We start from the raw sequence: 14,858 nt of genomic DNA, 5'->3' as shown, positions 1-14,858 counted from the left end.
GGTCCCTTTCTTTATCGCAGTATAGTGTAGCCCGAGCGCAGAAGCGATTCGTCCAGCTTGCGGGTGAGTCTGTGCTTGCTGTCTTCATCCCGGTAAGCGAGTGCGGCATACAGCTTGCCCTTAGTGGAACCGGCAGACCGGGACGGGTCAGGAGGCTGGAGTGTGCCCGAAGCCAACGGAATCACGCCTTCCCCCGCTCCCAGCGAAAATAATATGCCTTCCCGCTCAAGCCGCCCCAGCAGCTCTGCATAATGAACCTCGCCCATGGTTGCCAGCGGCACCTGTAACAGGCAGGTATGCATTCCTTCCTGCTTGAGCTGGCGGTCTACATTATGCTTGATCAGACTCATCGACTTCCGGGCATTGATCTCGACCAGAGGGGCGAGGCTTCCGTCACGCAGCAGCATGGAATCCACGCATACATCACCGAAGTAACCGTCTGCATACAGCTCCCGCCCAATGCTGTGCATGATCTCCCAATAGTCTTCCCGGTCCAGCCTTTCGAGCAGAGCCGGCTCCGGGGAGTGGGACTCTCCGAAGGCAAAGCCATGGTTGACCAGCTGCTGAACGGACAATATCGAGATCCGGCCTTCCGGATCAATGTGAAATTGGCAGGAGAAGTCGGTCTCCCGGTCCAGCAGCGGTTCGAGCACAAACTTTATTCGTTTGTCCTGGTTCCGGCTGGATTCCAGGTACCCGGCAATCCGGCGCAATATCCGCTCAGTGTCCACGAGCTGATTGCCTTTGCCGGATACACCATACTCATCCTTGATCAGAAAAGCCCCCTTCTCCAGCAGCGCTTGTCCGGATTGCAGCAGCTCTTCCGCGCTATGGACAACAACAGCGATATTCGGCAGCAGCAGCCTGTCCCGCATAGCAGCAGAGTAGGTTTTGGTGTTCACTTTGCGCACAGTCTGTTCATCCGGGAGAGCGGGCTGAAGCTTATACCGCTTAACCGCCTCATGCGTTCCGGGAAGCACGGCAAAGGGCTCAAGCCATGCTCCTTCCGGTATTAACCTGTCCGGCTCCTGCCCGGGGTTCAGCCTGCCCAGCAGCTCGAATACATTCATTGCATTCAGTGCGTTCTGTGCTGTGCCAGGTGCCTCCACGCCCAGGGTTAAAGGATTCATATTGGTCTTGAATGAATAATTGAGAGATTGCAGATAGTCATATTGAGCCTTGTCCATCCCATGGCGGGTTAATAGAATATCTCCGCTCCCGCAGAAGACAAACAGCAGTTCATCCATGGCCTGCACGATAGCCAGAGCCTTCGCATCAGGAACGGATGGCAGCGCAGCCAGGTCTTCCTCCCGCCAGTACCGTTCCGACTCCAGGCTGCCGCAGTGTACAGCGTGCTTCATCGTACAGCAAGCTCGGCGACATACGCGGAGAAGCGGTCCACCGATTTCAAATGCTCAAGATCAAAGGTATCAAAGTCTACTTCGACATCGAATTCATCTTCGATTCTCAGAATAAAGTTGATGATTTGCAGCGAATCCAGTGCGGCGTCCAGCGTCAGATCGGAAGCTCCGCTCAGCGTCTGACGCAGGCCCGGCTCCTCCTTGATTTCCGCGATAATCTCAATAACCTTTTGCTGCATGTGTATACCCCTTTCAGTAGGCATGATAGGAATGAATAGGATGAATATACCAAATAGCAGACTGTTAATATATGGTTGAATACGCCAAAATATTCAGATATACTAGGATGGATTCCAGATGTCTATCTTAAGGAAGCAGGAAACGGAGGTTTGTGTTATGGAAGTTTTTCCGGTCTTTACTGGGGAATATCTATTTGACTCCTGTTCGCCGGTACAAATGCTCCTGACTCAGGAAACGGTCACTTCCGTACGTCATCAGCACGATTTTGTAGAGCTCGCCTATGTGGTTCAGGGGGAAGGCATCCACCAAGCGGATGAGGATAAAATGCAGGTTATGCAAGGGGATTTGTTAGTTATACCGCCCGGGGTTTCCCATGTCTTCCAGCCGCAGGATCTGACCGGTGCAGAGCCGCTCCTCATCTACAATTGTATGCTCAGGCCTGAGCTTGGCAGGATGCTCAGGAGGCTGCCGGAACCCTTTTCTGAAGAAGAGATGTTCCCGCTCCTGGAGCTTCTGGAGGTCAAGCAATGGTTCGGGTATAGGGAGAGCAGCATGGAGCTGGCCTTATTGCTCCGCCGTATGCATGAGATGCAGAGCTGCGGCTCACTTGGGGACGAACAGCAGCTATACCCGTTGCTATTTGAACTCGCAGACCTCATAATGCCCGCAGCCGCCCTTCCGTTCGCTCAGCAGCCCGAAATAGACTATGATCCGCTGCATGACGTCATCCTGTATATGATCAGTCATTTCAGAGAGAAAATCACACTGAAGGAGATGAGCCGCCAGATTGCGGTGAGCTCCCGCCAGTTTCAGAGATTATTCAAAATTAAGACCGGCAGGTCCTATATCCAGATGCTCCAGGAAATCCGCATGAAATATAGCTGCCTCCTGCTGATGTTCACAGAGCTTGGGATACAGTCCATTGCCCTGGAGGTCGGAATTTATGACATGAAATATTTTTACCGGCTATTTCGTGAATATAGCGGTATGACTCCTGCCTCTTATCGAAACCGGTTGCAGAGTCACTTTTTGTCGGCAAAGGAGATGATGAGCAGTGCTGAACATTGCTCCCATTAAAAGTACGCCCTATCCTACCCTGCGCAGCTGTATTGATGACTGTATCCAGTCTGTTGCAGAGTGGCAGGGCAAGGACAGCAAGTGCATGTACGGCAATGCCTGGCAGATGTCCTTTGCAGAACAGCAGTCCCCGGATCAGCCGTTAATTGAGCGGTTAGTGCTGCCGCGGATCAGTACAGAATCCCTATCTGCGTATCATGGCCTTCTATTCCATTATATTGAACGGAAGGGGCCGGCGATGGATAAGGACTTTATGCTTGACCTTCTGGAGAGCCGGCTGTCTTCGGGAATGCCGGTGCTGGTCGGCTTCGATTCTTATGACTGCCCCTGGTGTGTGGCCTTCCGCAGGCTGCATACCAGCCATGCCTGTCTCGCTGTTGGACTGGACCGGCCCGGTAACATCATCTATCTGACGGATGCCTACTATGGCAAAGAGCTTGAAGCAATAGATTTCGATATCCTTGAGCAGGCCTGCCATTTCTATGCCTTATTTGACCGTTGTGAGTCTACGCATTCATACACGGATTGGCAGACTACGCTTCAAGGAATGCTGACAGATCCAACCAATCAGGTTCAGCCGGGCGAGGTTCCTGCTAACCTCAGATCCTATGCCGGGACCTATCTGCATACAGGAATCCCCGCCGATAATTCTGCCGAGGCCGGTTCCCGCTTCAAGCTGTACGCCAACGCCCTGCCCATCAGCCGGATCCGGTTCAGCCAGTTCCTGCAGCTGCTTAACCGCGAGGCTTCTGTACCTGCACTCTCCCGGGCCGCGGAGGGCTACCGTCATGCAGGAGAGCAGTGGGATCTGATTAATCAATTCATGATCAAGGTGATGTGCTCCGGCAATAAGCCGGCCGGGCGGGAGAAGATTCATAGAAGAATGTGTGAAATCATCAGTCTGGAGGAGCAGCTGCTGGAGGAATTGGTACAATTGACGATGCAGGCTGGACGGGCCTGGTAAGTTCGTTAACAAGCATTATTAATTCTCTATGATGAAACATAAGTACAAAAAAGAAGCCCCCAGGACTTGCAGTTTCCTGGGGGCTTCTTTTCATTTTGGGGGAAATAGGTTGAAATTGGTGGATTTCCACATTAATATTATGTCAAATCTGTCTCCCGCCATCTGTATCACCTTTACCTGCCCTCACCAACCAAGCCACCTACAAATCACTTGCTTTTTGACAACAGCTGGCTCTATCCTCTCTGGAAAGTGTAATAGAATAAAAGAAGTATAATAAACTCAGATGCCAGCTCAGATGAGCTTATCATCATCACATCATGAAGGAGGAGGCATTCGTGGCATTTATTCCGTTAAACTGTCCCAATTGCAGCGGAAGAATTGAATACAAGGAAGGTACGATCCTCAAGTGTCCCTATTGCCATACAGAGCTTCTATTGAAGCAAAATCATGTCTACTATGTGGATCAGACCATTAACCATTATCACGGGACAGTTCCTGAGGCCACGGCCACGCCAAAGCCGTCCGTCTCTGTCTCCGTCCCCCTAAGGCTGGTACTTATCCTGTTGCTCGTCATATCAGGCGCTATCGGTACTTATTTCTATTACGGCTTAGACTCCCCTCAGCACACAACAGAAGCCAATCTGTCTGTGCGGAAGATGCCCGAAAGCGAGGTCCTGCTCTCCTTTTTGCGGGAGATCTTGGATAAAGGCTCTGCAATGCCGACAGAAGAAGAATTGGCCCGTCTGCGCTATTTAAGCGTAGATCAATCGGAGAATGACCAGTGGCGTTTCACCTACAGCCTCTCCGACCCCTTCAGCAATGAGCGGGCCGAGAAGATCACTTATGTTACCCAGGACAAAAGACTGAATACCCAGCGGATCGATCAGCGGGATTTCGAAGCCTTTAAGGGGCTGACGGCACTGAACCTGATGGATACCTACGAAATCTCCCAGGCGGACCAAACAACGTTTGCCCATATGGCCGGATTAAAAAGCTATGGCGGTGCCTTTAACGAATCCTTCAGCACATTTTCCCGCTACTTTGGCGATAAGTCTAAAATTACGGAGCTAACCACCCAGCTTCGCAGCAATCAGGAATTGGCGATGTTGCTGGAATTCCCCAATCTAAGCTCTCTGGCCATTACCTATGTGGATGAGTCTGTGACGGATTTTCATTTATTGAATAAGCTGCCGCTGAAGTCCCTGTCGCTTACCTTTGTCGATGAACTGGGGTGGTTATCGTCCATGACCGGGCTGTCATCCCTGGCCATCCATCACAGTGAAGCCACAGACCTGCAGCCGCTGTACGCCTTAACCCAGCTTCAGGAGCTTCACCTTTCTTATCTGACCAATGTAAAGTCCATCGACTTTGTGCAAAACATGCCTGCTCTGCAAATGCTTGACACGGAAAATTTGAATTTTTCCAATCTGAAGCCTCTGGCCGGAAAGACTTCCATTACCACACTCCGCCTGGCTTCCTTAAGCCAGCTTAGCTCGGTAGCGGCCGTGAACAGCCTGCCCTCTTTGCGGGAATTCACGTTGTCCGGGTACTACGAGAAGGCAGAAGCGCTGACATTGCCGGGCGTAAGGCAGGTCGAAATACCCGGCGACTTTCTCCCCGGACTGAAAGCGCCTGCCGTAACCGCCCTGACAATCCGGGGCGGAAGTGCGGAGCTCGATATGGCCGCTCTCAGGAAATTTCCGGAGCTTGCGCAGCTTTCCCTCTGGGACATCGACGAAATGGCCCAGCTTGACGCCCTGGACGACTTGACCCGCCTGAAGACACTAAGCATCTACGATTCGTCGCTGTATAAGGAGAGCGATGCCTTATTTCGTTTGAAGCAGGTGAATACGCTGGTATGCTCGGAATGCCGTCTCGATTTCGTCCAAAAGGCAGGCGCGGCGAACAGCGTGCTTGAGCATTTGACCTTAGACCGGCCCTCTTTTAGCATAAACAATAACTCCGTCAGTGAAGTTGACCAGGCGCTTCCTTATTTCTCCAACCTGTCCGCTCTGCGTTCCTTCACCCTGCAAGACAGCAATTTGGCTTCTCTGGAGTTCATGAGCAAGTGGCAGGCCATCGAAGAGCTTCATCTGGAGAACAATGCCATTTCCAATATAGAAACCTTAAGCCGCTTGCCTAATCTGCAAAAGGTATTTCTGGCCGGCAATTCCGTGTTGAACACATCCGTGCTTGGTGCGGGCGTGCTCGTGTATTGATTTCAGAAAATACCTGCTGAAATTACTGTCCAATAAACGTAAATAGACCGCTCTCCCAGCAAGGGGTTGCGGTCTATCTGTCGTGTCCTGTTTGTTGCGGCCTACCGCCCTTAAAAGTGGCTATTGCAAAGAGAGCCGTGTTAGCGCACGGCTTTTTTTGCATTGTACGCTCATTCTGCTTTTACTAACCTCAGAGATTAACGAATGTTAACACCAGTGCAAAAATAAAGACGCTTCAGGAGTAATTCCCGAGCGTCTTCTTACTTGCTTTGATGTCGAAATATCTCCAGTTCCTGGCGATTATCTTGATTTTTGCACCACATTTGCACCAATGTACATTTAGGCTCACTGTTCTACTAACTTCCACGCATCTGTAGCATCGCAACAACCCTTGATACACAAAGATTCCCTCCACTGTACTATTTAAGCTCCAGCCAAGCCACCGACTCCACATGTGTAGAGTAAGCAGAGTCAACACATTTAATAACAATTAACGGGGATGCCTAAACCCACGCGATGCTAATAAATACGGAGCTTTTCAAAAACCCGGCAAGGCCTATCCTATCAAAAAGTTTCTTCGTTATCACCTGGACCGTTCAACCTGATAAAGAAAAGAAGGAATATGATGTAATTTTGTGGAAATACTCAAGAACGTTTCAATTCATGTGAATTATATAAGGGAGTTTACCTATGAGAGAACAAAACAGAAGGAACAGAGTTAAGCAGTTCTCCGCCAGTATGCTTGTTGTCATTATGCTGATGCTGGCAGTTCCTGCATATGCAGCTGAGGAAGGGCAAGCTCTGCTTCCTTCCGGCTCACCCTTGTCTTCGCTTGAGGGGTTGACCGATAATCATGAAACTGTCTATGAGCCGACGACTGCAGCCGTGTCTGTGGCGGTGGTTAACGATGGCGACACCCTCTTCGATAAAGCGTATGGATTTGCAGACATAGAGCGTCAGGTTCCTGCAGATACAGATACTGTGTTTGAGTGGGGCTCCTGCACGAAGCTGCTGGTATGGACCAGCGTGATGCAGCTGGTTGAGCAGGGGAAGCTTAATCTGGAGACGGATATCCGTGAATATCTTCCTGAAGGCTTTCTCAGCAAGCTAGAATATGAGACGCCTGTTTCTCTGCTGAACCTGATGAATCACAACGCGGGCTGGCAGGAGCTGAGCACTGATTTGTGGTATTTTGCAGAGGAAGATGTCCCTGAACTTGGAGACGCACTTCAGCGCCTTGAACCCCGGCAGATCAACCCGCCAGGCAAGGTTGTAGCTTATTCCAATTTCGGAGTAGCGCTGGCCGGCTATATTGTGGAACTGCAGAGCGGCATGCCCTTTTATACCTATGTGCAAAAGCATATCTTTGAAGTGCTTGGCATGGACCATACCTCCATTCACTGGGCGCAACAGGACAATCCGGCAGTTGCCGAAGGGAGAAGCCGAATTCAAGGATACACAACGAAGCTGAAGCTGATTAAGAAGAATAGAGCCTATCTCAGTATTTATCCGGCAGGAAGTACCATAGGAACAGCAAAGGACGCAGCGAAATTCGTGGCGGCTCTATTGCCTCCAGCGGGCCGTAACAGTCCGTTATTCCACGATAATGCCACATTACAGGAAATGCTGTCCCCCAGCCTGTACTATGAAGGGACTGACATTCCAAGAATTGCCCACGGTTTTTTTGCAGTGAATTATGCTGTTCCTGCGCTGGAACATGCCGGGAATACGCTCGGCTTCACAAGCAAGTTCGTGCTGGACCCGCAATCCGGCTTCGGCATGGTAGTGATGACCAACCAGTATAATGAGTCGAACTATACCACCGGCCTTGTCGACAAGGTGTTCGGCAACTACCTGCCCGCAGTCTACAGCGGCGAGCTTCCGGATAGTTCACAGGTGGCTGGTGAATATATAACTGCGCGAAGAGTGGTCCACGGATTCACCAAAATCCGTGACTTCTTTTATACTGAGAAGATTACCGCTAGTAACCCTTCCTATATAAATCATAACGGCCAGCCCTTGAGCCAAATATCGCCTGATGCTTATGTTCCGGTCTATAGTTCTGGATTTATGTATTTTGTGCGGGATGCCGGGGGAGCAGTGATCAAATTCTCGAACCCGTATAACGACTTTTTTTCGCTCACAGGCCTGTCCGCACAAAGTATTCGAATAACCCTGGTTGCATTCAGTCTTGGTACAGCAATCATAATCTTTTCTCTTCTTGGCGGCCTGATCAAATGGATCATTCACAGATTTAAAAAAACACCAAAAATGCCAGCACCGTTGAACAAATACCATCTTTGGATGAATGCTGCAGGACTTGCCTTTATTGCGAATACTGCAATCCTGGGCTATAGAACCTTGATCCTGTCGACCTATTCATCCCTTCGCATTCACCTAATATTGAACATCGTTTATGTTGTGCTGACAGCGGGTTATATCGTACTGCTTGGACTTAAACTCAGGAAGCAAAAGAACGGCAAACGAAGAACAATCTTATATGCACTGTCCGGCTTTTCAGCATTGCTGTTCAGCGCCCTTATCATCGGCTGGGATTTGTACTTTTAGATTGCTCATGAAATGAGAACTTCGCAGAACGCAAAGAAGCCTACGGATCGCCGTTCCATCATGAGCGAACTTACCTATGGTTCAGGCAGTTCATTCAGAATAACAACCTACGCTATATCCGCTTCCACGATCTGCGCCATACCTCAACAAATCAAAATCGCAAAAATAAAGACGCTGCGGAGAACAATTCCCGAGCGTCTTCTTGCTTGCTTTTATGTCGAATTATCACCAGTTACTGGCGATTATCTTTATTTTTTGCACCACATTTGCACCAATGTACAATTGGACACACTGTCCTACTAACTTCCACGCATCTGTATCATCGCAACAACCCTTGATACACAAAGGATTCCCCCTGTACTACTTCCGCTCCAGCCAAGCCACCGACTCCACATGCACCGTATGCGGGAACATATCCACCGGAGTGACCTCCACGGTTCTGTACCCGCCATCTTCCAGGACCCGCAAATCGCGGGCCAGGGTGGACGGGTTGCACGATACATACACCACACGCTCCGGCTGCATCAGCAGGATCGTTTCCAGCAGACGCGGGTCGCAGCCCTTGCGCGGCGGATCGACGACGATAACGTCCGGGGTGATGCCCTGCTCTTTCCAGGCGGGGATGACATCCTCTGAAGCGCCGACTTCAAACTTCACATTGGTCATGTGGTTAAGCTTGGCATTGGCCCGGGCGTCTTCAATAGCTTCGGGCACAATTTCTACACCGTAGACCTGGTCGGCATGCTGGGCCAGGAACAGCGAGATGGTTCCGATGCCGCAGTAGGCGTCGATTACGGTCTCGCTGCCGGTTAACGCAGCGTAGTCCAGGGTTCTGCCGTACAGTACCTCGGTCTGTACCGGATTCACCTGATAGAAGGATCGTGCTGAGATAGCGAACTGCACATCTCCGATGTAGTCGTAGATCACATCGCTGCCCCATAAGACGCGGGTATCGTTACCGAAGATTACATTGGTCTTCTGGATGTTAATGTTCTGGCAGATGCTCGCCACTTCAGGAAGCTGCTCACGGATACTGCCGAGCCAGGCATCCAGATGCGGGATATCCCGGCCATTGGTTACCAGCACCAGCATCATCTGCCCGGTGCGGAAGGCCTTCTTCACCACAACGTGGCGCAGCAGCCCGCGGCCGGTCTCTTCGTCATAGGCGGTAATGCCAAGCTCACGGCCTAGGCTCTTCACGGTGGCGACGACCTTGTCATTATCTTCATGCTGAATCAGACAGGTCTCCATGTCGATGATCCGGTGGCTGCCGCGTGCGTAGAAGCCGCCGACCAGGCCGCCATCGGTCACGCCAATTGGCACCTGAGCCTTGTTGCGGTAACGCCAAGGCTCGTCCATGCCAAGGGTAGGCAGGACTCGGGTCCCTTCAGCTGTTGCGGCATTACCGTCAGCCGCATCCGCCACCTGCAGCTTCCCGATCCGCTGCAGGTTGTCCACCACCAGCTGCCGTTTCCACGCCAGCTGGGCGGTATAGTCCATATGCTGCAGCTGGCAGCCGCCGCATTGATCATAGATCGGGCATGGCGGCCCTATTCGGTCGGGACTAGCCTGCACCAGCTCCATCAGCTTGGCATAGCCATACTGCTTCTTGGTCTTCAGCACTCTGGCGCGGACCTTCTCACCGGGAAGAGCACCCTGCACAAAAAGGGTAAAGCCCTCTACACGGCCTACCCCTTCACCTTCATGCGTCATGCCGATAATATCGAGCAGGACCTCATCATTCTTATTCACTGGCAGTCCGGCGACAGAAGCCGGTCCTTGTTCCCGGCGGCTTGCGCTGCGCCCGCTGCGGTGTTTACTCATGTGTATAGGTTCACTTCTTTCATTATCTTCACTATTAATCTTGTTAATTATTCTGCGCGAAGATCCGCAGATGATGCGGCAGAATACTGAAATTGCCCGGCAGCGTGCCGCCGAGTTCGCCGTCCAGATTAAGCTGGACGTAGCCTGGGGAGGTAACCTCCATCGCATCCGTGCGGAAATGGATAACCTTCTTGTCATTCAGATGATCGCCGCGGATCGTAAGCCGGACCAGCCGGATGAATTCGGCCAGGTTGCATTTCTTGACGGCAATTACATCGAGCAGACCGTCATCGATTCTGGCACCCGGAGCCAGCTTCTCGAAGCCGCCGACGGAGTTCGTATTGGCGATCAGGAAGAGCATGAACTCGTCATGGATCATCTCTTGGCCGTTCGCGCGGATGTACAGCTCCTGCGGAGCAAGGCTGGCCATCTTCTCAATACCCTTCAGGTAATAGGCAAGCTGGCCCATCATGGTCTTCAGCTTACTGGGAACCTCATAGGTAAGCTCCGTCAGCTGGCCGCCGCCGGCTATATTAATGAAATAACGGTCATTGGCTTTGCCGAGGTCAATCAGGCGCGACTCCTGGCGCAGAATCAGGTCGCAGGAATCCTCCCAATTCTTCGGAATGCCCATGGCCCTGGCAAAATCGTTGGTAGTCCCGAGCGGTAATAAGCCGAGCGGGGGAAGGTTAGGCTTCTCAGCCATCCCGTTGATTACTTCATTGAGCGTACCGTCGCCTCCGGCAGCTATGATCAGATCATACGTACCGCGCTCTACAGCCTCAGCTGCGGCTGCTGTGGCATCGCCCTCTCCGGTTGTTGCATGACAGGAGGCTTCAATGCCGCCAACATCCAGCCGGTCTAAAATATCGGCGAGTCGTCTTTTCATTTCTTCCCGACCAGAAGTGGGATTATAAATCAATCTCGCAGTTTTCATTACCGGAACGCCACCTGTTTATATAATGGATAACCTTACTGATTATACCCAATTCAGCACCCCACAAGCAATGTCAGGGAGCTTTAGAGGATTATATTTATACTCCCGTGCAGCGCCAAAGACTCCTCAGCCCGGCAGAAAGTATAGATATATGTATGCGGCGGCTGCCAAAATAAATACTGGACGCATTCTATTTTTTCTATATAAGCTGAACTTAAAATACTAACTTCAAGCTCAATCGTCACTACGGTGAATATCCGGTGACTGGGCACGCCGCTTCCGTAGCGAGCTTTCCTGCGGAAAGCTTTCAGGCGATCGCTAACGCTCCTACAGTTCCAAAATCCCCTTCGATCCTTCTCGCATATGTTATTTTCTAACCCCGGCCCCGCAGACGCAGCAGCGCCGCCTCCACCTGCCGTTCAATCCAGCGCGGCAGCAGCGGATGCGGCAGCAGGGTCTGGCCGGAGTAGGCATATTCGAGCCCTTCCAGCCGCTGCGGAATAACAACCTTGGTGAAATACCCCTCACTTAAAAAGAGCGGAGCCACCAGTACATCATGGCCCTGCTCCTGCCAATACTCCACTCTGCTTCTTACGCTGTCCGGGTTCAGCAGCCCGTAATCGGCCGCAGCCAGCCCGCTTATGTCCCGTACCCGCGCCGCGAGTGAGGAGATCCCCTGCTCCCAGCGCTGCCGGAAGCCCTCATGCCTGCTGCCGTGTCCGACAAGCAGCAGGGTCTCCCGCTCCGGATTCTTCGAGAGTTCCCGGAGCTTATCCCAGATCATCAGCGCAATGTCCGGATCGTCGTCAACGGGATAGCCGAAGTGAATCTGCGCTGTAACCCGGAACCGTTCCAGATCCGTCTCCCGTTCTGGAACCGGCTTAGCGCCCAGTGCATACTCTATCTCATCGATATGCGTACTGCCGGAGGACACAAACAAGGGGATCACAATAATATCTGTGACCCCTGCATGTTCCAGCTCGTCTATACCGTCCTGAATCAATCGTCCTTCTACCAGCTCCAGGAAAGATACCGCCACGGGAATCTCTTCCCCCAGCGATAAATGACTCACGGCTTCCTCTACGATCGACACCCAGGTCTTATCGCGGGAGCCGTGACTGATCATCAGCACACCCGGCTGCATCAATTAACGTCCCAGACGTTCCAGCGTGAGCTTGTAGCCGTCATTGCCGTAGTTCAGGCAGCGCTTCACACGGGAGATTGTTGCTGTGCTGGCACCTGTTTCTGCTTCAATTTGATTGTATGTAGACCCTTTGCCCAGCATCCGCGCGACTTCAAGGCGCTGCGAGAGCGATTGAATTTCGTTCACCGTGCACAAATCATCAAAGAACACATAGCATTCTTCCATATTTTTCAATGTTAAAATAGCCTCAAATAATTGATCGATACTTTTATCGTTTAGCTTCTTAAGCTGCATCGTTAATCATCCCCTAAAAGTTTGGTCAGCATTAGCATCACTGATTAAGCTTCGTACAAATTAGATACTCGGAAGCATAAACTTAATGTGACTATCTTGCCTCTACTATATTGCACTGGAGCACATTTTTCAAGCATTAACGGTTTCACGCTGTAAAGAACGAAAATGATGGACAAACGTCCACCCCGGGCGCACACCACTAATGGAGCTTACGGCCTTCTTCCTCTGATTCCTAGGTTCTACCGCCTTAACTATAGTACTACAAAACCTCACGAAATCAAGCATGGACACGGTTTCTTCACTTCCAGAGGGTTCTTGTAGGCATTCGCCCTTTTCCGCTAGTATCCCGGTTACCCGGGCATTCGTCTATACCGTATGTTCGCCCATGACATACAGTATAGCAAACCACTAACGAAGGAATGTGATATTATGCCTGAGCATTACTATAATCATTCCCGCAGGGAAGGGCGTTCACTGGCTGAGCCGTACAATCCGTCACCCTATCCGGGCCTCTCTTCCTACGCGCCTGCCCCGCTTCCCGGAGAACCCGGAATACTGCCTGCCTTCGGTGCAGAAGTTGCCGATACTGCACTTGCTATACCCGCTGCCGAAGCTGCTACTGCGAAAGCCGGCGGTCTGCTGGGCGGGCTGGGCAACCTCGGGAGTCTCGCGAATATGGAGCAGATCAAGGGAATTGTCGACCGGATGGGCGGGATTGACGGAATCGTCAACTCCATGGGCAAGGTACAGAAGGTCATGCAGGGCTTTTCACAGATGGCTCCGATGGTGAAGCTGGTGATGGGCGGATTCGGCAAAGGCAAGGGAAGCGCAGCGGGAGCACTTGCGGCGGAAGAAGATGCGGCACTGTATACCCCCAAACGGCGCAAAAAAAGACGCCCAACCACGCAGCGCCGCAAAAATACCTCCAAGAGCCGCAAAACCGGGGCCCCTTCCTCTGTTAAGCGCCGCCGTTCTTAAGCGGCGGCGTTTAACACGCCTTTTCTCTCTGCTGCCGGACCGCTGTATTCCATGAATACCCATGCGTCGTCAGCCATAACCATTCTTTTATACCGCCGGTCCTTGTCCGGTTCTCGCACGGTTTCACTTAAACCAGCCGCTCCGCCGGAACCACCTGAACATCCCTACTCCCAGCACCAGCATCAGCAGCAATACCGCGAAATAACCATAATCCCAGTCCAGCTCCGGCATTACCCTGAAGTTCATCCCGTAGATTCCGGCGATCAGCGTCAGCGGCATAAATACGGTAGTGATTACCGTCAGTGTTTTCATAATGGAATTCATCCGGTTGGAGTTGAGCGAGATGTAGCTGTCACGCAGATCGGCGGTCATTTCCCGGTCAACTTCAATCATGTCGGTCAGCTTCAGCAGATGATCATAAATATCACCGAAGTAGATCCGCTCCTCCCCGTTGCTCTGCACATGCTGCGAGTTGACAATCCGGTACATCAGATCACGCATCGGCACGATCGTCCGGCGCAGCTTGAGCAGTCTTCCGCGCACGTTGAACACCTGACTCATCAGCTCTTCCACCGATTCACTGTCACTCTTGCTCTCCAGATCTGCCAGTTCATCCTCCAGGGTGTACAGTGACGGGAAATACCTGTCGACCAGCTTGTCCATTACAGTGTAAGCAGCAGCCATCGGCCCGCCCGACCAGCCCTTACGGCTATGAATTTCAGCTTGAACCATCTGCCACGCTTCCTCCATTTCCGATTTATTCTGGTGATGGTAGGAAACGAGGAATTTTTTGCTGAGAAAAAGGTCGACCTCTTCCGCCTCCAGCGTACGCTCATTAAGCGCATGCAGCACGAAGAACTGCACATCCTCGTAATAATCCAGCTTCGGACGCTGCAGCACATGCATACAGTCTTCAATAGCCAGCGGGTGAAAATGAAAATAAGTGTCCAGCAGCAATGTCTCTTCTTCCGTAGGCATGGCAAAATCCGCCCAAATCCAGGCATAGTTATCCAGCACTATACTCTGAAGCGGCAGGTCAGTCAGCACCTCGCCCTTATGTGTTACCGCAAGCGTTCGTATCATATATGAGTCCTCCACCTTATCCTGCTATCCGCCTTGCAACAGCCCGTTGCCTGTCGGCCTGCTACTATTGTAACGCATGAGGCCTACTATTATGAAACCTCTGTATCCGCCCCGGCTCCTGTTATCTCAAAAAAATAACCGCCAGTCCGCTGGCAGCGGTTCCGGAGGT

At 51.7% G+C, this 14,858-nt stretch carries 12 protein-coding genes; 5 read left to right on the top strand and 7 right to left on the bottom strand.

All coding sequences use genetic code 11. The features are described 5' to 3' along the window. Window positions 1-11 precede the first annotated feature (11 nt). Together GC101_RS27310 and GC101_RS27305 are read right to left on the bottom strand one after the other, a co-directional pair. Window positions 12-1,361, bottom strand: coding sequence for an ATP-grasp domain-containing protein (locus GC101_RS27310; protein WP_171719892.1), 1,350 nt, complete (start codon window positions 1,359-1,361; stop codon window positions 12-14). Continuing rightward, window positions 1,358-1,600, bottom strand: coding sequence for an acyl carrier protein (locus tag GC101_RS27305; RefSeq protein ID WP_171719891.1), 243 nt, complete (start codon window positions 1,598-1,600; stop codon window positions 1,358-1,360). The genes GC101_RS27310 and GC101_RS27305 overlap by 4 nt, the downstream gene beginning before the upstream one ends. 157 nt (window positions 1,601-1,757) lie before the next feature. Between GC101_RS27305 and GC101_RS27300 the strand changes: the two genes are divergently transcribed. From GC101_RS27300 to GC101_RS27285, 4 genes are all read left to right on the top strand, one after another. After that, window positions 1,758-2,678, top strand: a complete 921-nt coding sequence (locus GC101_RS27300) for an AraC family transcriptional regulator (RefSeq protein WP_171719890.1) — start codon at window positions 1,758-1,760, stop codon at window positions 2,676-2,678. Beyond that, entirely contained in the window at window positions 2,656-3,642 is a 987-nt protein-coding gene (locus GC101_RS27295) for a hypothetical protein (RefSeq protein ID WP_171719889.1), read from the top strand. Before GC101_RS27300 ends, GC101_RS27295 begins: the two co-directional genes overlap by 23 nt. A gap of 335 nt (window positions 3,643-3,977) precedes the next feature. Continuing rightward, window positions 3,978-5,861 carry a leucine-rich repeat domain-containing protein gene (locus tag GC101_RS27290; protein ID WP_171719888.1) on the top strand — a complete coding sequence of 628 codons (1,884 nt, stop codon included), beginning with the start codon at window positions 3,978-3,980 and terminating at the stop codon, window positions 5,859-5,861. Window positions 5,862-6,551: 690 nt separating this feature from the next. Further along, window positions 6,552-8,429, top strand: a complete 1,878-nt coding sequence (locus tag GC101_RS27285) for a serine hydrolase domain-containing protein (protein WP_171719887.1) — start codon at window positions 6,552-6,554, stop codon at window positions 8,427-8,429. Window positions 8,430-8,789: 360 nt separating this feature from the next. Here the strand turns inward: GC101_RS27285 and rlmD are convergent, their stop codons facing one another. The 4 genes from rlmD to GC101_RS27265 form a co-directional block, all read right to left on the bottom strand. Beyond that, on the bottom strand, window positions 8,790-10,253 hold the full coding sequence (gene rlmD / locus GC101_RS27280; RefSeq protein WP_171719886.1) for a 23S rRNA (uracil(1939)-C(5))-methyltransferase RlmD: 1,464 nt from the start codon (window positions 10,251-10,253) through the stop codon (window positions 8,790-8,792). A 43-nt stretch (window positions 10,254-10,296) separates the two neighbouring features. Then, on the bottom strand, window positions 10,297-11,190 hold the full coding sequence (locus GC101_RS27275) for a diacylglycerol kinase (RefSeq protein ID WP_042133438.1): 894 nt from the start codon (window positions 11,188-11,190) through the stop codon (window positions 10,297-10,299). Window positions 11,191-11,563: 373 nt separating this feature from the next. Then, window positions 11,564-12,334: a sirohydrochlorin chelatase gene (locus tag GC101_RS27270; RefSeq protein ID WP_171719885.1), complete on the bottom strand. Its 771-nt coding sequence runs from the start codon at window positions 12,332-12,334 to the stop codon at window positions 11,564-11,566. Window positions 12,335-12,337: 3 nt separating this feature from the next. Then, window positions 12,338-12,628, bottom strand: coding sequence for a YerC/YecD family TrpR-related protein (locus tag GC101_RS27265; protein WP_019913624.1), 291 nt, complete (start codon window positions 12,626-12,628; stop codon window positions 12,338-12,340). A 429-nt stretch (window positions 12,629-13,057) separates the two neighbouring features. On the opposite strand from GC101_RS27265, the gene GC101_RS27260 reads away from it, so the two are divergent. Further along, window positions 13,058-13,606 carry a tyrosine protein kinase gene (locus GC101_RS27260; RefSeq protein ID WP_171719884.1) on the top strand — a complete coding sequence of 183 codons (549 nt, stop codon included), beginning with the start codon at window positions 13,058-13,060 and terminating at the stop codon, window positions 13,604-13,606. A 123-nt stretch (window positions 13,607-13,729) separates the two neighbouring features. Here the strand turns inward: GC101_RS27260 and corA are convergent, their stop codons facing one another. Then, window positions 13,730-14,689: a magnesium/cobalt transporter CorA gene (corA, locus tag GC101_RS27255; RefSeq protein ID WP_042210486.1), complete on the bottom strand. Its 960-nt coding sequence runs from the start codon at window positions 14,687-14,689 to the stop codon at window positions 13,730-13,732. Window positions 14,690-14,858: the final 169 nt, after the last annotated feature.

The organism is Paenibacillus phytohabitans (assembly GCF_013141775.1).
GTDB lineage: Bacteria > Bacillota > Bacilli > Paenibacillales > Paenibacillaceae > Paenibacillus_AQ > Paenibacillus_AQ phytohabitans.
This window is presented reverse-complemented; position numbering and strand designations above follow the sequence as displayed.